23 protein-coding genes are annotated in these 23,467 nt (G+C 49.6%); 12 read left to right on the forward strand and 11 right to left on the reverse strand.

Annotated features, from left to right (window positions below; genetic code table 11):
• Window positions 1-141 precede the first annotated feature (141 nt).
• The gene (locus ABGV42_RS19145) at window positions 142-774 is read left to right on the forward strand and encodes a DUF5317 domain-containing protein (RefSeq protein ID WP_347383054.1); all 633 of its coding nucleotides are present in this window, start codon (window positions 142-144) and stop codon (window positions 772-774) included.
• A 251-nt stretch (window positions 775-1,025) separates the two neighbouring features.
• Window positions 1,026-2,858 carry a bifunctional diguanylate cyclase/phosphohydrolase gene (locus ABGV42_RS19150; RefSeq protein WP_347383055.1) on the forward strand — a complete coding sequence of 611 codons (1,833 nt, stop codon included), beginning with the start codon at window positions 1,026-1,028 and terminating at the stop codon, window positions 2,856-2,858.
• Window positions 2,859-3,000: 142 nt separating this feature from the next.
• Here ABGV42_RS19150 and ABGV42_RS19155 read toward each other — a convergent pair whose 3' ends face one another.
• Entirely contained in the window at window positions 3,001-3,168 is a 168-nt protein-coding gene (locus tag ABGV42_RS19155) for a hypothetical protein (RefSeq protein ID WP_167301679.1), read from the reverse strand.
• 288 nt (window positions 3,169-3,456) lie between these two features.
• On the opposite strand from ABGV42_RS19155, the gene ABGV42_RS19160 reads away from it, so the two are divergent.
• The 4 genes from ABGV42_RS19160 (at window position 3,457) to ABGV42_RS19175 (ending at window position 7,631) form a co-directional block, all read left to right on the forward strand.
• The gene (locus ABGV42_RS19160; RefSeq protein ID WP_347383056.1) at window positions 3,457-4,287 is read left to right on the forward strand and encodes a sensor histidine kinase; all 831 of its coding nucleotides are present in this window, start codon (window positions 3,457-3,459) and stop codon (window positions 4,285-4,287) included.
• Between the two features lies 1 nt (window position 4,288).
• Entirely contained in the window at window positions 4,289-4,945 is a 657-nt protein-coding gene (locus tag ABGV42_RS19165) for a response regulator transcription factor (protein WP_347383057.1), read from the forward strand.
• Window positions 4,946-5,124: 179 nt separating this feature from the next.
• A complete protein-coding gene (locus ABGV42_RS19170) occupies window positions 5,125-6,819 on the forward strand; it encodes a copper resistance CopC/CopD family protein (protein WP_347383058.1) in 1,695 nt (564 codons plus the stop codon).
• A 29-nt stretch (window positions 6,820-6,848) separates the two neighbouring features.
• On the forward strand, window positions 6,849-7,631 hold the full coding sequence (locus tag ABGV42_RS19175) for a YcnI family copper-binding membrane protein (RefSeq protein ID WP_347383059.1): 783 nt from the start codon (window positions 6,849-6,851) through the stop codon (window positions 7,629-7,631).
• A 100-nt stretch (window positions 7,632-7,731) separates the two neighbouring features.
• Here ABGV42_RS19175 and ABGV42_RS19180 read toward each other — a convergent pair whose 3' ends face one another.
• From ABGV42_RS19180 to ABGV42_RS19195, 4 genes are all read right to left on the reverse strand, one after another.
• Window positions 7,732-8,004, reverse strand: coding sequence for a hypothetical protein (locus ABGV42_RS19180; RefSeq protein ID WP_153976645.1), 273 nt, complete (start codon window positions 8,002-8,004; stop codon window positions 7,732-7,734).
• A gap of 56 nt (window positions 8,005-8,060) precedes the next feature.
• Entirely contained in the window at window positions 8,061-9,395 is a 1,335-nt protein-coding gene (locus ABGV42_RS19185; RefSeq protein ID WP_347383060.1) for a hypothetical protein, read from the reverse strand.
• 18 nt (window positions 9,396-9,413) lie between these two features.
• Complete coding sequence (locus ABGV42_RS19190; RefSeq protein ID WP_347383061.1) at window positions 9,414-9,695, reverse strand: hypothetical protein; 282 nt, start codon at window positions 9,693-9,695, stop codon at window positions 9,414-9,416.
• A 341-nt stretch (window positions 9,696-10,036) separates the two neighbouring features.
• Entirely contained in the window at window positions 10,037-11,293 is a 1,257-nt protein-coding gene (locus ABGV42_RS19195; RefSeq protein WP_347383062.1) for a DUF445 domain-containing protein, read from the reverse strand.
• Window positions 11,294-11,648: 355 nt separating this feature from the next.
• Between ABGV42_RS19195 and ABGV42_RS19200 the strand changes: the two genes are divergently transcribed.
• Window positions 11,649-12,476, forward strand: a complete 828-nt coding sequence (locus ABGV42_RS19200) for an aldo/keto reductase (protein ID WP_347383063.1) — start codon at window positions 11,649-11,651, stop codon at window positions 12,474-12,476.
• 107 nt (window positions 12,477-12,583) lie between these two features.
• Here ABGV42_RS19200 and ABGV42_RS19205 read toward each other — a convergent pair whose 3' ends face one another.
• Window positions 12,584-13,042: a cupin domain-containing protein gene (locus ABGV42_RS19205; protein WP_095361613.1), complete on the reverse strand. Its 459-nt coding sequence runs from the start codon at window positions 13,040-13,042 to the stop codon at window positions 12,584-12,586.
• A 213-nt stretch (window positions 13,043-13,255) separates the two neighbouring features.
• On the opposite strand from ABGV42_RS19205, the gene ABGV42_RS19210 reads away from it, so the two are divergent.
• The gene (locus tag ABGV42_RS19210; protein ID WP_347383064.1) at window positions 13,256-14,107 is read left to right on the forward strand and encodes an AraC family transcriptional regulator; all 852 of its coding nucleotides are present in this window, start codon (window positions 13,256-13,258) and stop codon (window positions 14,105-14,107) included.
• A 166-nt stretch (window positions 14,108-14,273) separates the two neighbouring features.
• Here the strand turns inward: ABGV42_RS19210 and ABGV42_RS19215 are convergent, their stop codons facing one another.
• Entirely contained in the window at window positions 14,274-15,887 is a 1,614-nt protein-coding gene (locus ABGV42_RS19215; RefSeq protein ID WP_347383065.1) for a glycoside hydrolase family 28 protein, read from the reverse strand.
• A gap of 460 nt (window positions 15,888-16,347) precedes the next feature.
• Between ABGV42_RS19215 and ABGV42_RS19220 the strand changes: the two genes are divergently transcribed.
• The 4 genes from ABGV42_RS19220 (at window position 16,348) to ABGV42_RS19235 (ending at window position 19,489) form a co-directional block, all read left to right on the forward strand.
• A complete protein-coding gene (locus ABGV42_RS19220; protein ID WP_347383066.1) occupies window positions 16,348-17,076 on the forward strand; it encodes an amino acid ABC transporter ATP-binding protein in 729 nt (242 codons plus the stop codon).
• A 39-nt stretch (window positions 17,077-17,115) separates the two neighbouring features.
• Window positions 17,116-17,955, forward strand: coding sequence for a transporter substrate-binding domain-containing protein (locus tag ABGV42_RS19225; protein WP_347383067.1), 840 nt, complete (start codon window positions 17,116-17,118; stop codon window positions 17,953-17,955).
• A 104-nt stretch (window positions 17,956-18,059) separates the two neighbouring features.
• Entirely contained in the window at window positions 18,060-18,782 is a 723-nt protein-coding gene (locus ABGV42_RS19230) for an amino acid ABC transporter permease (protein WP_347383068.1), read from the forward strand.
• A gap of 56 nt (window positions 18,783-18,838) precedes the next feature.
• Window positions 18,839-19,489, forward strand: a complete 651-nt coding sequence (locus ABGV42_RS19235; RefSeq protein ID WP_347383069.1) for an amino acid ABC transporter permease — start codon at window positions 18,839-18,841, stop codon at window positions 19,487-19,489.
• Window positions 19,490-19,593: 104 nt separating this feature from the next.
• On the opposite strand, the gene ABGV42_RS19240 is transcribed toward ABGV42_RS19235, so the two are convergent.
• From ABGV42_RS19240 to ABGV42_RS19255, 4 genes are all read right to left on the reverse strand, one after another.
• Window positions 19,594-20,949: an FAD-dependent oxidoreductase gene (locus ABGV42_RS19240; protein WP_347383070.1), complete on the reverse strand. Its 1,356-nt coding sequence runs from the start codon at window positions 20,947-20,949 to the stop codon at window positions 19,594-19,596.
• A 30-nt stretch (window positions 20,950-20,979) separates the two neighbouring features.
• Entirely contained in the window at window positions 20,980-21,834 is an 855-nt protein-coding gene (locus tag ABGV42_RS19245; protein WP_347383071.1) for a carbohydrate ABC transporter permease, read from the reverse strand.
• Window positions 21,818-22,651 (reverse strand): carbohydrate ABC transporter permease, encoded by an 834-nt coding sequence (locus ABGV42_RS19250; RefSeq protein WP_431523659.1) that lies wholly within the window; start codon window positions 22,649-22,651, stop codon window positions 21,818-21,820. The genes ABGV42_RS19245 and ABGV42_RS19250 overlap by 17 nt, the downstream gene beginning before the upstream one ends.
• A gap of 113 nt (window positions 22,652-22,764) precedes the next feature.
• Window positions 22,765-23,457 carry a hypothetical protein gene (locus ABGV42_RS19255; protein ID WP_347383073.1) on the reverse strand — a complete coding sequence of 231 codons (693 nt, stop codon included), beginning with the start codon at window positions 23,455-23,457 and terminating at the stop codon, window positions 22,765-22,767.
• Window positions 23,458-23,467 lie beyond the last annotated feature (10 nt).

A 23,467-nucleotide genomic window follows, 5' to 3' on the forward strand; every position in this document is an offset into this window, starting at 1 on the left:
GACGGCTTTTTGTTTATATTTTTTGCAAAATTCTTCTTTAAAATCATTTTCTCTTTGAAGGATTTACCAGTAAAAGGTCGAATAACATATGTACACAAAAAGCAACCGCAATCACACATATCTGAATGACAGGAGTTAATCATGGTATATGACGGCATTCTGCTCGGTTTGATCGTTGGACTGTTCCGGGGCGGGTACCGGTATGGTCTCCACCAGTTTGCAACACTTCAACTTCGCGGCGGGTGGATATTCCCACTGTTGCTGCTCGCCCAATTCCTTATCTTTTTCTTGCAGGAAAGACTGGATTGGGTTGCATCCATCAATGGGTATCTCTTTGCGGCTGTTTACGTCACAGGTCTTGCATTTCTGTGGCTGAACCGGCATCACCGGGGATTTACACTGATCTGGATTGGCGTGTTCCTCAATTTCATCGTTATGGCGGTGAATGGTGGACGCATGCCTGTCTCGGTGGAGGCTTCCGCTGTACTTGGACCTTACTATGTGGATATGCTTCGTGAAGGTGGAGCCGTATCGAAACATTATATGATGGATGCATCTACCCACCTGTCCTTCCTGGGTGATATCATCCCGCTCTCCAGCCCTTATCCGCGGACCCAGGTGATCAGCATCGGCGATGTGGTCATGAACATTGGTATATTCCTGTTTATCAAGTACATGATGGTGAATCGTTCCGGCAAGGCAGTAGCGCCAGCGACATCCATCCGGCCTGAAGAGATTAGGACAGACTCCAAGGAAGGGAGGTCTTTTCCATGAAAAAATTCGAAGGCATTAAATATTCCCGCATCGTCATCAATGCAATCATCGTAGCTTCTGTCGTTGTCGCGTTGACTTCGGGATACAAGCTGGGCGGCTAGTACATACTCGCCAACCAAGACAAACAGGCTGCCAGCGGCCTGTTTTTTCTTTCTGGATTTTTGTCAGGTAACTTGTTATGTTATACATCTATATAGTACGAACCGAAATCTATACATCAAGAGCCGACTAAACCAAGCAGGAGAAATTGTATGAACTTCATTCGTAATCTTATCCATAAAGCAGACCGAAGCAGCATGTACGTTGTTTTGCTGAGCTGCGCGGGCATCGGTATTTTTCTGTATATGAACAAGTTGTCTTATCTGCACCTTTCCACCGAGGAATGGGTTATGGTCTATACGATGCTGGGTGCCGCGCTGATCCTGGATTACTTCACGTTCCAGATCCCTCCCAAGGGCAATCAGCAGTCTATGGACTCTTCCGTGTATCTTGCCTGTATCTTCATGTTCGGCGGTGCGTTCAGCCTGTCTGTGCTCCTGCCTGTTTCCCTCATTTTATTAATCAAGGATCGCCAGCTCGCCTGGTGGAAACATATCGTTAATTTCAGCATTTATAGCCTTATGATTGCGGGAGCGGCTTCCGTTTTTACATGGACCGGCGGTGTTCCAGGTGCCCTGGACGGGTATAACCTGCTTCCCTATTTCGCAGCACTTGCCGCATACTTTGTCATTAATACACTCACGCTGGGCTTGTTCTTTCATTTCTCCACCAAGGACGCTCTGCAGCAGATGAAACGTGCGTTCGTGACCGAATCACTGCTCGTCTATCTATGTACGCTGATCCTGGCGCTGGTACTGACCATACTCGTCATCCATAACGGCGTTCTGGGCTTGCTGCTCTATCTGAGTCTCAGCATTCTGTTATCCCACGCGTTCAAACAGCTGTTCCTGATGTACCAGAGTATTGAAGAAAAGGCGAATACGGATCAACGAACCGGTCTGTTTAACCACAGCTACTTCGAAAACATGCTGGAAAATGAACTGGCTGCTGCCCGTGCGGAAGGAACCCCACTCTCTTTGGGGCTGATCGATATTGATGACTTCAAAAAATACAATGACCGCTTCGGTCATCTGCAGGGTGACAGTCTGCTTGCTCTGCTGGGAGACTTTCTAAACCGCAAAACGGAAGGCACACCAGTGACGGCGTTTCGTTATGGCGGGGAAGAGTTCACGCTACTCATGCCAGGCATGGAGCTGGACGAAGCCTTTACATTTATGAACAAACTGCGCAAGCAGCTGAACGATACCCCTTTTGAAGGAGTCGAGGTGTTTCCACACGGCTGCCTCTCCTTCTCCGCCGGCGTAGCACGATACCAGGTGGATATGTACAACAAATCACAGCTTGTGGACCAAGCTGACAAAGCGCTCTATTATGCCAAAAAGCAGGGCAAAAACAATGTGCACCGTCATGGCAGCAATGACGGCATGGAACATGAGATTGACCTGGTACAGGATGTACGGGATATCGAGCAGCAGCTGAACCTGTTCAGGTACAAGGATATCGATACATTCAAACACTCCAAAAGAGTATATAAATATGCCCTTGATCTTAGCGAGCTGCTGGAACTCGAAAATGCGGAGAAACGTCAGTTTGTACTGGGTGCACTGATTCATGATATCGGTAAACTTGAGATTCCGTGGTCTATCCTGAACAAAAAGGAAAAGCTGACTGCAGAAGAATGGGAAACGATTAAGGGACATGTCACCTGGGGCAAAAAAATGGTGCTGACCAACGAACGTTTCAACGATCTGATCCCGTATATTGAATTGCATCATGAGCGGTTTGACGGCAAAGGATATCCCTACGGTTTAAGAGACCGTGAAATTCCCCGCTTGTGCCGTATGCTGACTGTCATTGATTCATTCGACGCGATGACCACCGAACGACCGTATCAGAAAACCAAAACGGTGGATGAAGCGATCAACGAATTACGTGCATGTGCTGGCTCCCAATTCGACCCTGAGCTGGCGGAGATTTTTATCCGTTACATCCAAAAGAAGACGGCTCACCAGCTGTTATCCTAACGCACGCCATCGTACGGCTGTCCACAAAATCCCGATATAAAGCCAAAGCGCTACCCCCGGTCCATTGGGGATAGCGCCATTTTCATTTTCATCATTGGGTCAATCCTGGAATTCAGGACAGTTCTTAACGAGCCAATTCCAATTAACGGGTGGTGTTCAGTTCATGTGAAGTTTGATGCAGCTCTTTGATCATCTGCTGCAAAAACATGTTATCCTGGCGACTGATTCCGTGCTGATTGTCTTGAAGAAGCATTTGATGAATATTCTTCTTGAGCAACTCACTACGACGTTCCAATACCTCTTGATTCATGTTGTTGCGTTCACTCCTTAACATGGTTTGTCATGAATTCACGTTCTATATAAGTATAAAGAACCTTCCGCCATAGGGAAAACAGACTCAGCCTCCCTCTCCCTCATGCATCCAGCCTCACACTCCGTGACATTCTTTCACGACATGTCGTTCTTAGATATCCTTCTATATACTCCCGTATCCACCAATACATCCTCCGAGACCAACAGACTAGGTGCCAGAGACAGCTTGGGTTATAATGGGGCATAGATTCAGACAAAGAGTCGATATTAAAGGAGTTCTGCAAGCATGTCCTACAAACAAATCAAATGGATGATTCTGCTGATCCCCACATTAACCGTTGGCCTCTGGGAATACATACGTCATCAATTTTTAATGCCCTATCTCTCCATGGATGCGGGGAATTGGCTGACTCCCGTTATCGTATACCTTGTTAGCGTTACTTTGCTAAGCCGACTGTTCAAGATGCTGGAAGGTGCCAGAGCGGCGCTGGAGCAGGAACGAGCCTCGAAGGCCGCTCTTGAGGCACGCGACCAGCTGGCTCGTGAGCTTCATGACGGCATTGCGCAATCCCTCTTTCTCTTGTCTGTCAAAACAGATAAAGCCGAGCGTGGTATGGCTGGTACCGGCCACGAACATGAAATCCAGGAAATCCGCAAAACCGTGCATGAAGTAAACGCTTATGTCCGGCAAGCCATTGCCCAGCTGCGATATGTGCCCGGCCATCCTGCCGTGCCTACAGGGGTTTCCCTTCAGGGACAAGTCGAATTGTTAACGCAGGAAACCATACCGGGAGCCCGAATCCAGTGGAAGCTGGATAGCACTTTTTTTACACCCAAAGAACAAGTGGAGCTCCTTGCCTGTATTCGGGAAGCTCTGATTAACGTACGCAAACATGCTCAGGCTACGGACATACATGTGGAAGCGGAGGGCAGTCCCCTTTCCTGGTCTGTTCGCATTCGGGATAACGGAGTAGGCGTTAGTGGTGATCCGCTGCATCTTAAGGACCGATACGGATTGCGGATAACGAAGGAACGAGCCATTCAGATGGGCTGGTCCTTTTCCCTGGATTCCAAACCTGGTTTAACACAAATGACGATAGGTAAGGGGGACACTTAACATGGAGCATGTACGTGTATTGGTTGTCGATGACCACGCCCATGCGCGTGAAGCGATATGCAGCATATTATCGGAAGACCACCTGTTTGAAGTCATCGGGACGGCATCAAGCGGACAGGAAGCGCTGGAACTGACCGAACAGTGGATGCCGGACCTTATTCTGATGGACGTGCAGATGCCCGATATGGATGGGCTCGAGGCTACCCGGCTTATCAAGCTGCGCTTCCCTTACGTGATCATCGTCATGGTGACGGTCTCGGACGATGTAACGTATCTGTTCGAAGCACTAAAGCAGGGTGCTCAAGGTTATTTGCTCAAAAACTTAGCTCCCTCCACCTGGCTTGAATATCTGCGCGCCATCGTCTCGGACGATGCACCGCTCAGCAAGGAATTGGCGTACCGGATTTTGCAGGAGTTCCCTGCGCCACGCAGTGAAGATGTGCCGGATAACCCGCTTACCTCGCGGGAACTCGAGATTCTGCAGTGGGTATCCGCAGGGTATACGAACCGCGAAATTGCCGACCAGCTTGGCATTTCCGATCAAACGGTGAAAAATCACCTCAAAAATATTTTGCAGAAGCTGCAGCTCGAAAACCGTGTTCAATTAACCCGCTATGCACTTGAAAGCGGCCTTGCCGGACGAAAACTGCGCAAGTAGCAAGCATTCATGCTTTTGTCACAATTCTTGGAATATAATCGTTTTTTTATAGCCCGATGTAGTCATACGCCGTTATTTTGGACAAAGTTATAATGGTATAGATTGTTATCGGCATCCGAAGAATAACTACAATTCTATAACCCGAGGGTGATGTTTTTTTGAGTTTAGGACGTTTTACGATGAGATGGGACAAACGGCACTGGGCCGTTATGGTTTCCCTGCTGCTCATGTGTTGTCTGGTTATGCCGCAATGGGCTTCAGCCCATGCATATATTGTTAAGGCTTCGCCAGGGGAGAACGAGCTGGTAGCCACCGCTCCAGAACGTTTGACCCTGGAATTCAATGAATCGCTGCAAACGGCCTTCTATGATATTAAAATTACTGCACCTGACGGTACACAGGCGGATGACGGCAACGTACAGATAGACGCCGAGCGTCCACACGTTCTTGAAACGGGACTGCGCAGCGGACTCGGCAACGGTACATATGCCGTCAGCTGGAAAGCCGTATCGGCCGATGGCCACCCCATTCAAGGAGCCTATGTCTTCCATATTGGGGAACCTTCAGGTGCCCCTGCGGGTTTGGCGGATCTGACATCCGGCTCAGGACAATCGGGCGGGCCGATCAAATGGATCCTTTCCCTGACCGATTGGATTCAATATCTTGGATTATCTGTTATCCTGGGCACACTCGCCTTCCTGCTTTTCCGGATCGCTCCGGCGTCCATGGCGAGAGAACCACTGGAGGTGCCAGGCAGCTATAAGCTGTTATGGATTAGCTATGCCGCAGCTTCTGTTGCCGCAATCATCAGTTTGCCGCTGAACACCATTTACGAGTCAGGGGTGGCTATCCATGAATTCAGCTGGGCACTCATGGGCAGTGCCTTGAAGCTAACGTCGTTTGGCCTTATCTGGATGGCGCAAATGCTCATTCTGATGCTGCTTGCAGTCACGATCCTGTCAGGGTATGACCGGGATCGCTCTTTGAAGGTCCGCATCTGGTCATCTTACGGTTCACTGATCCTTGTGCTTGGGTGGCTGCTCACGCATGCCATGACAGGCCACCCTGCCGCAGCCGAGCAGCGCGCACTCGCCATAACCATGGACTACGTTCACCTGATTGCAGCAGCATTCTGGATCGGTGCCCTGACAGCCATGGCGGTTTGTCTGCCTCCACTGGCAGACAAGCTCCCCCCCAAGGTACGAGGAGAAGTGTACTGGGGAGCCATCCGCCGTTTTGCAGCTTGGGGCATTGGCGCTGTAGCCGCTCTAGTTGCTACAGGGATCTATAGCAGTTTGGTCATTTTACCCGAACCTGTGCTGACGTCCCTGCTCACCACCACTTACGGTTACGTGCTGATCGCGAAGATCATTCTGCTGCTGGTGATGATCGCATTCGCATGGCGCCATGCCCGAACGGCCAGACATGGAAAAGATAACCGACTGGCGGGCAGTCTCAAGGTAGAGCTGGCTACAGGTGCCATTGTGCTTGCTCTGGCCGCCGTACTCACCCATCTGTCTCCCGGACAGCCTGAAGCCGCTGGCCCTTATAAGGAAGTACAAACAACAGAGGATGGCTCAACGATCACGCTTCAGGTCAGCCCAAATGTAACCGGAGAGAATCAGTTCGAGGTGAGCGTGAAAGCACCTGACGGCAGCGTAGTGAAAGATCTGGAGCAGATCACATTAACGCTGACCCATCTGGATATGGACATGGGTATCTATGAAGTCACCATTCCGAAAAACGATACCGGAGTATACCAGGCGGAAGAATACATCTCCATGCCTGGACGATGGAGCATCAAGGTTCACCTGTTGACCCGATCACTGGATTCACTGGACACCGAGTTCGAGATCGACACAGCCAATCCATAGTTTTAACCAAAAGAGAGGGGTAATTTATTTTGAAAAGAACATCCTGGACTTCCAAACTTACATCCACTATCGCGGCAGGTGCTGCAGCACTCATGCTGTTCGCCGGCTTCGCAAGTGCTCACGTCACAGTCAGCCCAGCGGCTGCACAAACTGGCGCATGGCAGACGTATACGATCAAAATTCCTTCTGAGAAGGAGCTGCCAACAACCAAGATTACGATGAAGGTTCCGGAAGGTGTAGCATTCAAGCAGTACCAGCCACTAGCTGGATGGAAAATCACCACAGAGAAAAACAGCTCCAATGAAGTGACATCGATTACCTGGGAAGTGGATGGCGACAACGAAGGTATCCTCGCCGGACAATTCCAACAATTTAACTTTGTTGCACAAAATCCGGATACAGCAACGGAAGTAGCTTGGGACGCATTCCAATACTATAGCGATGGCAGCATCGTAGAATGGACAGGACAGCCAAGTGACAGCACGCCTCACAGTATTACGGCTATTAGCGAAGATCCTGCAGCTGCAGGCAATCAAGCTGCAACGGGTGGTCATGACAGCGCAGGTACAGCCGGCAATGCAAGCGATGACGAAGCAGCCACTGGAGACAACAATGCTGCGGACGATACCAAAGCTGACGATGATACCACACTCGGTGATGCATTGAACGATACGGTTACAGGCGAGCCGAATAATACCGATACCGATCCAGGGACATTGAAGCTGCAGCAGGCAACGCTGATCGTATCGATTCTGGCACTGATTATGTCCTTCCTGGGCATTGCACTCGCAACACGCCGCAAAAAGAGATAACACGCAGTCTTTATATATTGTTGAATGTAACAAAGGAGCCTCGGCATATCTGCCAAGGCTCCTTTTTGTAAGATCAGATATCTAGGTTCAACGTTTACATTTAACGTTCCTGATCCGTTTGAATCATGATCTCAATATATTGCAGCAAGCTCTGCTTCTGCTGTTCAATCGAATGAATTCGACTGGACAGCCCTGCGAAGAATCCTTCAATCTGTTGTCTGGTGTAGTCGGCCGACTGACCCTTCCAGTCATTCAGCCGCGCATACAGGGCTCTGGCTTCCTGCTCATCTGCCTGCAGGCGGGCCAGCAGCCGTGTAAGCTCCTTCTCCGCAATTCGAAGGTCATTCAGTTCCACCAGCAATTGTCCGCTCATGCCTATCCCCTCCCCTTATGTACATATCATTATCGATCTGCTGGCAGCCCGGGTGTTTAATTAAAATGAACCGGACTCTCATCCGCCTGGCGGAAGGCATCTGCCTTCTGATCAATGAAGTCGAGGAATTGACTCGTATGCTTCATATGCCATGTACTTAGTTCGTTAATGGACGCATCAAGCTGGGTTACAATGGGCTCCAGTCTGCGACTGCGGCTGGTATGCAGATATTGAGCCATACGGCTGCGCACCTGATTGAGCTCAGCGTTGCACTGCTGTGCATTTTGCTTCCAGCGGGAAGCGACGCTCTTCAGTTCTTCCGGCGTTACCTGAATCAGCCCGGAAGCAGCTCCTGCAGCTCCCCCGCCTACACCTGTTTTCGATAGGCGTGGCCCCATGTTTTTGCTGTAGCCAGTCAAGTAGTCCATCAGACGAGGTGAATAACCAATTCGCTCTCCAGTAATCGGATCGTACAGTTCATTGGAAATATAGCCATTCTTGAAGTTATATTGATCAAGGCTGTGATAGTTTTCGCCACCAAAAGAGTTTTTCGCTTTGTCTATGATGCTGACACCGTCGTTCGCTGTCGCGTAATCAGAATTGATGTAATAGGTTGTTCCGACATGCCGATCATATCCGCCAAGCGTACCGCTCGCTACCAGATCACCAGGATGCGCATAGTTCGTAATCTGTCCATCGAATTTACCCGCTTCCGCCTGACGGCGCACCTCCGGGGTCAAGTTACCCATAACGGATGGGGCACTAAATGTCACTGCAGGTATGCCTGTGTATGCGGATGCATACTGTGCATTCCCCCCACCAAGAGAATGTCCTGTCATTGAGAAATTCAGATCCTTATGTTTATTCTGCATATGATTCGCGTAATTCTCGGCCTGATACATCTGATTAGCCCAACCTGTTGGTGACACGGTTTTCTCAATATCTTTCACCCGGTCGCCAGCCCAGTTCTCCACATCTCGTACTCTGTCCCCGGCCCAATTTTCAACTTTTGAAACACCTGTAAAGTCCTTGACGTTCTCAACACCTTTATCGAGCCATTCCGGTGTAAGACTATCCACAAATTTGCTGGTCTCTTGCTGGCCTTTGCGGATTAATTCCCCGCCACCAATTCGTCCATCCATAACAAAATCGGGAACGGATCTGTCCAGAGAGGCACTCCCCTCCGTACCGCGGTATGAAATGACTGCTTGCTTGGTCTCCGGGTTGTAGAATGTTACGGCATCAAAGCCGGACAGTTTGTTGCCTTCAGTCCCTTCAAGCACTTCCCATCCGGGAAGTTCGGTTAATTTATCACCCGTTTTTTGGTCCTGGTAGGCTAGGTCGGATAATGTTTTATATGTCTCGTCATCAATATTCGGCGGTTTGCTCAACAATTACACCTCCTGAATTTATTTGGCGTATGGGTCATAGCCTTTCGCTTTGATTGCTTCCTCAATTTCCGGGCTTATGACCAGATTTTTGGTCGTTTTCTTTTTGTAATCGTATGATATGCCGAAACTTTGATCCTCATGGTCCTTCACATGCCCTTTCAGACCAATCTGGGAAACCGCCATTTCAGGTAAAAGTTCTTTGCTAGTAATGACGACATCCAGTTCAAATTTCTGCTTGAAGTGCTGAATCACACTGGCTTCCGCCTCCTGGAACAAGGCTTGTTTCTCACTTTCTTTCATATTCCCGCAGCCTCCCAAAATTAAAGTAACCATGATGATGAGTGCAATGAAACCTTTAAACCCTCCCGTACGTCGAATACCAATCCCCCCTTGGTCATCAGCAGCCTTTCAAAATCCGCCCTATTCATTTGTTAACTGCATCATAGTACAAAATCAACATGCCCACATCGGCTCACGGCATCGTTTTTATATAACTTTCTTCCTAAATGGTTCCAGCAAAGGATTCGGGTTACATTACCCAATTTCCTGATTTTTGCAACAATTTTGCAGCTTTTGCGCAGACACGCAAAAGAGAGCCTGCTCATCTATAAGCGGCCCTCCAACTTGCTATGCATATATTTTTATTCCAGAACCATCCTTAGGGCAGTCAGCGCAATACCGATCACGAATCCGGTCACGGCACCGTTGATCCGAATCCATTGGAGATCCTGGCCTACCTTGTCCTCAATCAACGAGATTAATGAGGCATTATCCATTTTATCAACATTTTCACGGACCAGATTACCGATCTTGGAATGGTTTTTCTCCAGCAGCGTTGTCACGCCTTCGACAATTTTGGCATTCAGGCCATCCAGTAATGCACTGTCTGAGCGCAGATCGGACAATACCCGCTCAATTGCAGGAAGAGCATACGTCTCCACATACTTTCCATCCTCCATGGCGGCGAGGGCTTTTCCCCTCAGTTCGGAAAGCTTGTTCAGCACGGTTTCTTCGGCGTTCCAGCTCTCCAGTATACTGTCTTTCCAGCCGTTTATTCCGTCACGCACACTCTCGCTCAAGGCAAGACGCACCGCTTGGGTTCGAACCAGACCTAACACTTTATACCGGAGGGCACTTCCCTCACGCTTCATATCCTCAACCTGGTCAAACAAATATCCCTGCAGGATGCTGCCAAGTTTCTCCTCATTCATATAACCAAGGAAGGCATTCATGGCAAATTGCATGAGACCATTCATCTGAATGCCGCTAATCGCCTTCATGCCGCTCTCACCCAGAAACGTAATCGTCTCCGGCTTCACCAGCCACTCTTCCGCCTGCTTCAACCCGTAGTCCAGTGCCTTCGCGTCATATCCGCGTTCACTCAATTGAACAGACGCCCGTTCCAGAATCGGTCCAAGGTCGAAAGCCCCGGCCTGTGACTTAATCCCACTCGCAACCAGCGGCGCAATCTGTTCCAGTGGCAGCCCTGCCAGTATACGTTTGCACAGCGTGTCGATCATCGTTTTGACGCCATCATTGTGAAGTTCCCGCGACATAATATCCAGTACCGTTTCCGCTGCCTTGAAACCGGCAATCTTCTCGGTAATGCTGTCTTTGTTCAGCAGATTGTTCTCCACCGCAGAGACAAGGCCCTCCGTCATCTTATCCCGGTTCTTCGGCAGCAATGCCGTATGCGGAATCGGAATGCCAAGCGGATGACGGAACAATGCCGTTACAGCAAACCAGTCGGCAAGCCCCCCTACCAATCCCGCTTCAAATGAACCCACCAGCAGCTTGCCTACAACACTGCCCTGAAACGGCAATGAGGCGGCAAAACCCGCTCCCATCACAACGAGAGACCAGGCTGCTGCTTTTTTGGTTTGTTTAGGTTTAGCCATTATTCTTGCTCCTTTATCATTAATCACACGTCTTAGACCTCCTGGACCTACCCGTGCATATTCCGTTCTTTTTCGAATGTGATTATTCAAAGCCGTTAATCAGCATTTTACATTATTTCGCTTCCACATCCCGTATACTTCATCTTATCACCCGCAAGCACCAAAACCAAACCTCTAGTTGCCAAAAAAGAGCAAAAGGGATTCATTTCCCGTAAAATTGCTGCCTAACTTTTTCCATTCCCCAAAAGCTTTTAGTATAATCAGGAAAGATGGCCTTTCATATACGATTGGCTGCCTGGCAGCAGGGTAATTACATATTGGGACAATTGAAGGAACAGGGGAGGAAATTCGGATCATGAAAAACGTGCAGGACACAACGACACTCTATAACGGAGTCAAAATGCCTTGGCTGGGTTTTGGCGTATTCAAAGTGAAAGATGGAGAAGAAGTGGTTGAAGCCGTCAAAACGGCCATTCAGGCGGGTTATCGCAGCATCGATACAGCCAAAGCATACAACAACGAAACCGGTGTAGCCCAAGGTATTCGTGAATCCGGAGTTGCCCGCGAGGATCTGTTCATTACTACCAAAGTATGGAACAGCGACCAAGGCTATGAATCGACACTGGCCGCCTTCGAAGCCAGCATGGAACGTCTCGAACTTGAATATCTTGATCTCTATCTGATTCATTGGCCAGTCAAAGGCAAGTACAAGGATACATGGAGAGCACTGGAGAAGCTGCACAAGGAAGGGCGTATTCGCGCGATAGGCGTGAGCAACTTCCAGATTCACCATCTGGAGGATCTCATGATGGATGCCACCATTAAACCTGCTGTGAATCAGGTCGAGCTTCACCCGCTGCTGATCCAATCGGAGCTTCGTGAATACTGCAGCAAACACCAGATCCAAATTGAGGCCTGGTCTCCACTCGGTCAAGGGAACCTGCTGGAGCATCCGCTTCTTCAGGATATTGCAGCGAAGCACCGCAAATCTCCCGCACAGGTCATTCTGCGCTGGGATCTTCAAAATGGCATCGTGACCATACCAAAATCCGTTACCCCACAGCGTATTCAAGACAATGCCTCTCTATATGATTTTGAACTGACTGCGGAAGAGATTGAACAAATCAATGGACTGAACGAAAACAAACGATTCGGGTCAGATCCGGATAACTTTAACTTTTAGGCTCTGTCTTTAGGCAAACCTCGTGAAATATAGGGAAACCAAAAAAATCCCGGTTCGAATGCACCTGCATCCGAATCGGGATTTTGCCGTTCATTCATTGGAACCGATCAGCCTTTGGAGACCAGCTTGAAATCATCATAGTGGAAACCTGGCGCAACCACACACGTTACCAACACAGGTTCGTCTCCCAGCGGACGTGCCGTTTGCCATACACCGGCTGGAACAAGCACCTGCGGCGATTGTCCTGCAGCAAGATCCATGCCGAGCACGAGTACTTCCTCATTCTCAGGGTTTTCCCCTTTGCCGCCCAGTTTCAATTCAATTGGACTTCCGCTGTGCCACAACCACAGCTCATCAGACAGGACCGTGTGCCACTCGGAAATTTCATGCGGGTGCAGCAGGAAGTAAGTCGAACTTGCAGAGAATCTTGGACCCGAATAAGCTTCCGGCAGAACGGATTGCGGAATTTGATAAGAAGCCTTCCATACTTCCTTATACCAACCGCCTTCAACGTGGGGCTGCATATCCAGCGCAGCAACCAGAGGCGATAATTCATGTGTCGTCATAACCTGTTTCCTTCCTTCCAAATCATATTGGAGACCCTTCATCCAGCGTTTAGCCTCACTCTCCCTACTGTAAAACATCACTGGTCGTTTGTCACCCTTCGGACCCGTTCATTCACTTTGAGCGAAAATTTTGATAGCGTTTACAACAAACTGGATTTTCCGTTATGATATGGATATAAACGTAAATCAGCTGAAGTAGGGGGGAGCCTGATTATGAGTATGATCGAGGATCGAATCGGACCCAAATATCGCATTGGGGAAAATTCATTCACCATTGAATACATGCGCAGACATGAAGGTAACGCCATGCCACAGCCTCACGCTCATCCATTTTACGAGCTGTATTACCTGCTTGAGGGAGAACGGGTGTATTCCATGAACGGTCAGCTCCTGACCGCCAGCAAAGGTGATCTGATCCTCATTAATCCACATGATGTACATACAACGTCCAAAGGAAACAGACCCGGATTCGAACGAATCCTTATCGGTTTCTCACCTTCGTTTGCCACGGGGATGGAGCTCGGGGTGTGCGGTCTGCTCCCATTCGAACGATCCAGGCTGCTTCACTTTCCCGAATCAGAACAGCAAGAGATGGAACGCATGCTCTGGCAGATGCTGCGCGAATGTAAGGAGCGCCGACCGCATTATGAGATGGTCGTAAGAAGCCTGCTCGCCCAGCTCCTGATTCATATTCACCGAGTAGAAGAGAATAGCCGCCTGATGTCACCCGGCACCATTCACCCGATGCAGGACAAGATCGGCGAGATTGCAGCTTACGTGAACAGGCATTATAACGAACCACTTACCCTTGAGGATGCAGCAGCCCGTTTCTATATCAGTCCATCCTATCTGAGCCGGATGTTCAGTCGGTTTACAGGATTTCGCTTCAGCGAATATTTGAGGGTGGTGCGCGTTCGGGAAGCGCAGCGGCGCCTGTTGTCCACCCAGGAGCGGGTGCAGTTGATCGCGGAGAAGGTCGGGTTTGAGCACACGGCTCATTTTAACAAAACTTTTAAACAGGTGACTGGAACCACCCCCCTGCGCTATCGAAAAGAGCATCGCTAGTACGGGGAATCTCAAGAGGTTGAATATAGAAGCCGAGTGGGTAGCCCTACCCAGATGAATGTGTATCCCCGATATTACAAACAGAAAGATATATGGAGATATACGCTACACCACTGCGGCTGAATCTGAATCACGAACGACTTCTATTCATCCGTATTAAGGACTCTTATCTGCGAATGAGCACACCGCTCCTTACCTCAGGTCCCATGGAAATCTGGCGTCCTTCCTCATCGGCATCGTTCTCACGGCACACAATCCCGGCAGACTCATGTCCTGTTACAATCAGAAGTCGGCCATCAGCCCCCTTGCCCTGGATGCCCTCTATTTCAGCTCCCTTGCACTGGTGCAAATGGATCAATGATCCTTCGGTAACTTGGGCATTCAGATTGGCAATTCTCAAGTGCTTCGCATGAGCACACTGTACACCATTTCGTGCAAATACGTTATACCCTTCAATGACCAAGCCGTCCAAAGGCATCTCGGGCAGCCCACTTACCAATAAAGCTGTCTCTGCACCTGCACAAACGACATCCGATATTCGAATATCCCGGAACACCGGGGTCTTTTCGCTAATCTCCTGAAACAGATCGCTGCCGCGGGCTGATCCCTCCATATTCGCATAGAAAAAGGAAAACGAGATGGCTTCCATAATGATATTTTTCATATAGATACGCTGTATTTCAACATCTTCAACGACTCCACCGCGCCCGCGGGCGCTTTTGAACCTTAGCCCAATATCCGTCCCAATAAACGTACAATCCGAAACCCGCACATGCCGTACACCACCCGACATCTCGCTGCCAATAACGAATCCGCCATGACCATGATATACGGTGCAGTCCCGAATTGTAATATATTCAGATGGCAAACCGAGCTCTCGGCCTTCAGCATCCTTGCCGGATTTCAGGCAGATCGCATCATCCCCCACATCGAACACGCTGTGCTCCACGACAACATGTCGGCATGATTCGATATCCAGCCCATCCCCATTCTGAGAAAACCACGGGTTTCGTACACTCACATTACGTATGGTAACATGCTCCGATGCCCATGGATGCAAATTCCAAGCAGGTGAGTTCTGAAACGTTGGACCATCCAGCAGCACCCGTTTGCATCGGCGCAAACTGACCATGTTCGGACGTAAAAAGTCCCTGATCCCCTCATAAGCTGACAGGTCGCGCTCCTGCTCCATATGAAGCCGGTTGGCTACAGCGCCACCTTCGAGAGCCGAGGCAGAAGGCCACCAGATTTCTTCATTTTCACCGGAATGCTCCACCACTCCACCGGAAGCAACCAGTCGACTCCATTGTGAAGCGGTCATCTTGGACCGTTTGACCGGGCGCCATGCTTCTCCGCTACCATCCCATATTCCCTCACCTGTAATCGCGATATCCTCCAACAATTCTCCGTCAATTGGAGATTGGCATCTCACCACCTGCCACCCCTCGAAGCTCGAAGCAATCAGAGGATAATGATCAAACTGACGACTGAACGTAACCAATGCTCCAGCCTCTGCATGCAGCTCAATTCGGCTGCGCAGCACAATCGGACCTGTCAGCCAGACTCCTGCCGGAATAACAATTCGTCCGCCGCCCGCTTCAGCACACGCCGCTATAGCCAGCCTGAACACCTCCGTGTTGTCATACACGCCGTCTCCTTGGGCTCCATAGTCCGTAATTCGGAAATCCTGAGCAGGAATGTCAGGTAGAGCAACCTCATAGGCTTTCATATTAGCTTGGATACCTTCTCCGGTACCTAATGGGGAGTAGTATGTATTCATCGTTCAGAACATCCTCTCTTCTCTGTATTGGGATTGGACTGTGATCGATATGGCATAACTTCAAGAAATGAGTATTATCACCCATCATATCAACGGGATTTGGACCAAGGTTGTGCTTTTTTGCCATGTAGCGTTAGAATTTGAGGTTATTTGTTCCATTACCTTGGACATATGATAGGTATCAACATCAGTATACTCTATACATCTATTCCAAAGGTTGTAAAACTTCTAGGAGAATCGATTCATTTTTCTGTCAGGATTCGTCACAAACAAATTACCAACTTAACAAATAGTTAACACAAATCCTGGCCTCAGCCCTATTCAACCCCATACTTATGTCACGTTTTATTACAAACCAATTGCCAGAAGAAGGATGACTATGTATGATTAAATAACTAGTTTCAATTTATTCCTTATTATTCCTTTTTCAAACCAACGTTGCAGAAAGGATGGGTTACTCTTGATTGAATTTAGGGGTGTGCAGAAGCACTTTGGTCATTTTCATGTCCTCAAAGATATTCATCTTCACATTGAAGAAGGAGAGGTCGTTGTCATCATTGGCCCTTCCGGCTCCGGTAAAAGTACACTGCTCCGCTGCATCAATCGTCTCGAGACCATTACGGAAGGCGAACTCGTCGTCAGCGGTGTCCCTTTACATCAGAAAAAGGTGGACATCAACCTCTTTCGCCGTGACATTGGCATGGTTTTTCAACACTTCAATCTCTATCCTCACAAAAAAGTCATCGATAACATTACGCTTGCCCCTGTCAAGGTGCGCAAACAGCCCAAAGAACAGGCAGCCGCTACGGCAATGAAGTATCTGACCCGGGTGGGCATTGCCGACAAGGCAGACAGCTATCCCTCCCAGTTGTCCGGTGGACAGCAGCAGCGGGTCGCCATCGCACGTGGGCTCGCCATGGAGCCCAAAATCATGCTTTTTGACGAACCTACCTCTGCCCTCGACCCCGAAATGATCGGGGAAGTGCTGGACGTCATGCGCTCTCTCGCTCATAACGGGATGACCATGGTTGTCGTTACCCACGAGATGGGATTCGCCCGTGAAGTGGCAGACCGTGTCATCTTCATGGACGAAGGCCGAATCGTGGAAGAGGCTCCTGCCGCAGAATTTTTCGATAACCCGCGGGAAGAGCGGGCACAGCAGTTCCTAAGCCGCCTAATTCATCATTGAGAATCTTAGAATAATCCATTTTGAAAGGGGTCTTTATTTATGAAAAATGTATTGAAGTGGCCGTCGTTTGTCCTTGTTTTGATTCTTTCGTTGGTTTTGGCCGGCTGTAGTACGGGAGAAGAATCAACCAACAGCAGCGGTGGTGGTGATGGTGAGAATGCTGCCGCCAAAGGAACGATTGAACAGATTAGGGAGCGGGGCAAACTGATTGCCGGGGTAAAATACGATACGAAGCTCTTTGGCTTGAAAGACCCGGCAAGCGGCGAAGTGGAGGGATTCGATATTGATATCGCCAAGGCGCTCGCCAAACAGATTCTTGGAGACGAGACCAAGGTCGAGCTGAAGGAAGTCACATCCAAAACCCGGATTCCCATGCTGCAGAATGGCGACATTGATATCATCATCGCTACCATGACCATCACGGATGAGCGGAAGGAGCAAGTGGATTTCAGTGACGTTTACTTCGAGGCCGGACAGTCCCTACTTGTAAAAAACGATAGTGCCATCACTGGTTTGGAGAGCCTGGGAGGCGTGAAGGTACTTGCCGTTAAGGGTTCAACCTCTGCGCAAAATATTCGTGAAAAAGCACCGGATGCCGAAGTACTGGAATTCGACAACTATCAGGATGCCTTCACTGCGCTCAAAGCAGGCAAAGGCGAGGCACTGACGACGGACAATATCATCCTGATCGGCATGCAGCAAACGGACAACAACTACAAGCTGGTTGGTGGCAACTTCACAAGTGAGCCATATGGAATGGCCATCCGCAAAGGCGACACTGCTTTTGTAGAAGAAGTAAACAGCCTGCTCAAGAGCATGAAGGATAGTGGTGAATACGATACGTTACATGAGAAATGGCTTGGCAGCAAGCCCGAGTAACCTCGATTAACGATGAGGGAGCGGCGGTTTCCATCTGTAGGGACTAAACCACCCATACGGCATGAGGCGCCGCTTCACATCTGGAGAACGGAGGCTTCGCCTACATGGGCAAATTGGATTTTGATGTATTGTTCAAGCATTCCGATCGTTTCCTGGAGGGATTCCTCAATACGATTCAAGTAAGCATCATGGCTTTGATCGGCAGCTTTATCCTTGGAGCAATCATGGCAATCTTCCGGATATCCCCCATCAAGCCGCTCAATTGGATTGGTACGGCTTTTGTGGAATTCATTCGAAATATTCCGCTTCTGCTGGTCGTGTTCTTCTTTTACCTTGGACTGCCCTCCCTTGGCATTTCACTGGACGGGTTTGTCTCCGGTACGCTAGGTCTTACCATCTACACGGCAGCTTTTATTGCAGAAGCCATCCGGGCAGGCATTCAGACCGTCCCCCGGGGACAGCTGGAGGCCGCTAGATCTTCAGGTTTGTCCTACGTACAGGCCATGAACCTGATCATTCTGCCGCAGGCAATCAAGATCGTACTGCCATCCATCGGCAATCAATTTATTAATCTGGTCAAAAACTCCTCCATTCTTGCAGTTGTTGCCGGCATGGATCTGATGTATTTTGCCGATCTGGTCAATTCGGATACATTCCAGCCCCTGAGCGTGTATACAATTGTTGCACTCTTCTACCTCGTACTGACGCTGCCACTCAGCTTCCTTGTTCATTATATGGAGCGCAGGTTTGGACAGAGTGACGCCGAAGCACGGAGCAGTAAGGGCAAACCGAAGAAAAACAAGCCGGCAGGTCAGGTTACGATGTGATTTAGTCAAACCACGATTCAGCCTTAGTTCCACTCACAGAAGGAGGTCGATGTACAATGGACTTTAGCGGGGCCTATGCCTGGCCCAACCTTCGTTTCCTGCTGCATGGATTCCTGATTACCCTGCAAGTGGCAGGGCTGTCAATTGTCTTCAGTTTTGTTCTCGGCACCGTGCTGGGTACCGTCCGATATACGCGTATTCCGGTCCTGTCACAGATCGTTGCGGTTATCGTGGATACGATTCGAAACCTGCCGCTGCTGCTGATCATATTTTTCATTCATATTGTCCTGCCCCAGCTGGGGATCAAAATGTCTGTCTTCTGGTCTACCGTCGTTGGACTCAGCCTGTTTGAAGGCGCTATGATTGCAGAAATTGTCCGTAGCGGGCTCAAATCGGTTGAGCGCGGACAGGTGGAAGCCGCCCGTTCCTCTGGTCTCAGCTATATGCAGACCCTGAGCGGCATCATTATGCCACAGGCACTGCGCCGCATGTCGCCGCCGATGGTCAGTCAGTTCATCTCCCTCCTGAAGGATACATCCCTGGCCATTATCATCTCCTTGCCGGAGTTGATGCACAACGTGCAGATCCTTGGCGGCCAGAGCTTCGATTATGTTATCCCTGCTCTTCTGCTCGCAGCGGTATTGTATTTTGTCATCAACTACGCACTTTCCATCTTGGCCCGGCGTCTTGAGGCAAAAATGAATTGATTCGGTTAGAGCTATGGAAAGGCATAGTGGTTGCACATAAGAGTCCAGATAGACACATCTCTGTGTCTATCTGGACTCTTTATTATTCTCGTAGATTTTGGATCTCAAATCGCTGCTCCATTTCGCCGTAGTTCCTCCTGCAGCAACGCAACCGGGAGTGACAGCGGATCAAGCTGCAGTTGCACTGCCAAAGCAGCGGATGTTCCGGCTGCCTCTCCCGTAGCCATGCAGCTGGGGGTCAACCTTGTTGTAGCATGGGCCTCATGCGTGGTAGAGATGCAGCGTCCTGCTGCCAGCAAGTTTTGAATATTGCTGGAGATCAGACAGCGGTATGGAATGTCGTATGCTCCATCCCCTTTAATAAATGCAGCCGCTACACCTTGACCGGAAGGATCATGTATATCAATGGGATAACCACTTCTGGCGATGACATCATCAAACTTCCGCCCCGTAACCACATCCTCCTGCGTCAAAGAATAATGCCCAATGATCCGTCTGGATTCACGTATGCCAATCTGGGAGGCTACTGCGGATATCGAAGCACGCTCGAATCCAGGCACGTCGCGCTGCAAGAACTCAGCAATCATGAGTACCTGCTTCCTGCCTTCCTGCTCAGCAGAAGTCAGATCTTCTGCATCGGTAGCATCCAACCCCTGAACCCTGGTACAGTTAATCAACACTTCATCTTCAGCCGGCCCGGTAAAAAACAACACCTGATCGCGGTTAATCGGCACACCTGCCTTCTGCCATTGCGAATAAAAGCCGCTTACACCTGTTAGCGGAATACGCTCCAGCTCTGCAACAGGTGTTTTGGCGTAGAAATCTTCCGGGTGCTCCAGGATATACTGCTTTACTCGCTCAAGATTTACACCACGCATTCGAAATTTCATGGTCATAGGCTGGGACTGATGATCTCCATCCCGTCCCTTTGCGATAGCAGCGCCAGCTAGATAAGCTGCATCTGCATCGCCACTGGTATCGACAAATACTTTTGCCCTAAGCTCCATTCGGCCCGATTTGTTTGTTATTCTAACCGCTTCCACCCGATTATTCAGAGCAACCACCTCATCCACGAAGCTGTGTAACAGCAGCCGAACACCAGCCTCTTGCAGCATATCCGCAGCAACCACCTGATAAATAGCCGGATGGTATGGTGTAACGCTATGCACAAACCCTACTGTATCGCGCAGATGTCCTGGTGATCCCCCTCGCTCCTTCAGTCGGTCAACGATCTCCTGCGCAATGCCTCTAATGACCTGTTCGCCGCTCTCCGTGTGAAAAGTCATCCAAGGATAGACCATGGCGGCGGTCGACATTCCACCAACGAACCCATAACGCTCTACCAGCACCGTACGAACACCCTGTCGTCCGGCAGCAAGGGCCGCCGTAATGCCCGCAGGGCCGCCCCCTACAATAACAACATCGGCCTGTTCTGTCTTCATGCTCATCCGTTCACTCATTGTTCTCTCCTCCTTCCATGGATTAGCCGACTATTCTTTCAATCCTGTCATTGCAACGCCCTCAATGAATCGCCGTTGAGCCATGAAAAAGACAATCAGCAGAGGTATGGTTGCCATGACTGTAGCGCTCATCAGATATTGCCAGGCCGTACCCACTTCATCCGTAAACAGGGACAGCCCTAGCGGCAGCGTCATCAACTCGCGAGAGTTAATGAAAATCAGCGGATCGAAAAACTCATTCCAGTTGGTCACAAAGGTAAAGATCGTCAGTGTCGCCATGCCGGGCTTGGCAATGGGCAGCATAATCTGGGCATAGATCCGGAATCGGTTGCATCCATCAACCATCGCTGCTTCCTCCAGCTCGGTAGGAACCGTAATGAAGAACTGCCGCATCACAAAGATGCCGAATACGCCACCTGCCCCAAAGATCGGAAGTAAAATCAGCGGGAGATGTGTATCAATCCATCCCAGCTGCCTCATAAACAAAAACATCGGAATTGCCGTTACCTCGTGGGGAATCATCATGGCACTCAGCAGGATAAGGAACACCACATTACGGCCCTTGAATGGTATCTTCGCAAATGCATATCCGGCAAGAGAAGCAAAGAACACCGTACCCAGCACGACGACAACAGCAATATACACACTGTTAAAATAGAAACGATGAAACGGAATCAATCGAAAAACATCGATGTAGTTCTGAAATCGGAACGGTTCGGGTATCCACTGTGGTGGATACGTGAATATGCTCTGGGGCTCCTTAAAAGATGTAGATATCATCCAGATAAACGGTACAATCATAATGATTGAAATCAGGGTCAGCAACAAATACGTACCGACTGCCCCACCTGCTGTACGAAAAGACGGCTTAGCCATCGCCTTCATTGAATACCCACCTCTTTCGAAGCTGCCATTGCAGCAGCGTCAAGATCAGTACGATAGCAAACAGCACGTACGCCAATGCGGATGCGTAGCCAAACTGAAACAGCTTGAATGCCTTTTCCCATATATAATAGACCAACACCTTGGTGCTATTGCTCGGCCCTCCCTGTGTCATGACATAAATCTGTCCGAACACTTTGAGCGAGCCGATGACCGTCATTACCACGGTCAAAAAAACGGTGGGCGTAATCATTGGAAGCGTCACGTGAAAAAAAGTCTTCTGCCTGCCTGCACCGTCCAGTTTGGCCGCTTCGTACAGTGATCTTGGCACCTGCTGAATTGCGGCTATGAACAATACCATATTTAGGCCCACATTTTTTAGCACACTGGTCACAATTACTGCGGGCATCGCCAGATCCTGATTATAGAGCCAGGCTGGTCCTTTGATGCCCATCATCAACAGAAGCTGATTGATCAGTCCCGACTCTGTCGCATACATAAGCTTCCATACAATTGCCCATACAATAAGTGAAGTCATGACCGGAACGAAGATGGCTGTACGGAATATCCCGATGCCACGCAGACTTTTGGATAGCAGCAAAGCGAGTAGCAGCGCGAGCACAATATTCAGCGGAACAAGTCCGGCTGTGAAATATACCGTGTTTCCCAGTACCCTCCAGAACATCTTGTCGATCATGATCTCGCGGTAGTTATCTAGCCCGATAAAGTGATGCTCTCCGAGCAATGGCCAATCGGTCAAACTCATGTATAACGCAAGGCCCATGGGAAAGAGCAGCAGCAGAGTAAAACCAAGAACCATCGGAGATACGAAAAGCCATCCTGCAATCTGGGCCTCTCTTGCGAGCGGTCCTCTTCCTGAATATTTGCGTGAATGGGTCAACCCTGCCCCTCCTCTTCTCATCTGTCTTCCTTCTACTTCAGTTTGTCCATGGCATTGCGAAACCCGTTAACGGCTTTTCGCAGCTGCTCCTCCGTTTTACCTGTAACGACTGCTCCCAGCATAATCGCCTTAATTCCGGTATCATGCAGGACCGGTACATCCTCCTGTACCAGCCTCCGCTGGGAAGGAACCAACACCGGAAGCTGTGCTTGCATCACTAACCGGCGATACTGGAGGACATCTGAGAAGCTTAGCGATGTCCCATACTCCTCTCCGGGGATAATGGATGCTTCCAGCGCGGCAAAACCATAATGTGCTGCCTCCCTAACCAGGGAAGGGTCGTAGTGTTCATTGATGGCGAATGTTTTATCCAGACCGAGCTCACCCAACATGAAGGAGGGTAAATGGTGAGCGTATATGGAATAGAAATCAAAACCCAGACCGGAAAGCCTTACCACATCTTCCCGTTGTGTCCCATCGAGGGTACCCGACGGAACCACCCCAAGTGGACCGTTAAATTGGGCTCGGATTGCACGGAAATGATCCATGTATTCATCCAGCGGACCAAAATGGTTCCCACTGGCGCGGTGTCCGACATTGTAATGTACTTTTAGGGCGTCAGCCCCTTCTTCAATGGCTGCCCGGGCCAGTGCTGTATCGTTAGCGGGCAGACTGACCACAAGCAGCATGCGTTGTCTCTTCAGCGCATCCTCCAATTGCCCCATACCCTTACCT

The sequence above is a fragment of the Paenibacillus pabuli genome (assembly GCF_039831995.1).
GTDB lineage: Bacteria > Bacillota > Bacilli > Paenibacillales > Paenibacillaceae > Paenibacillus > Paenibacillus pabuli_C.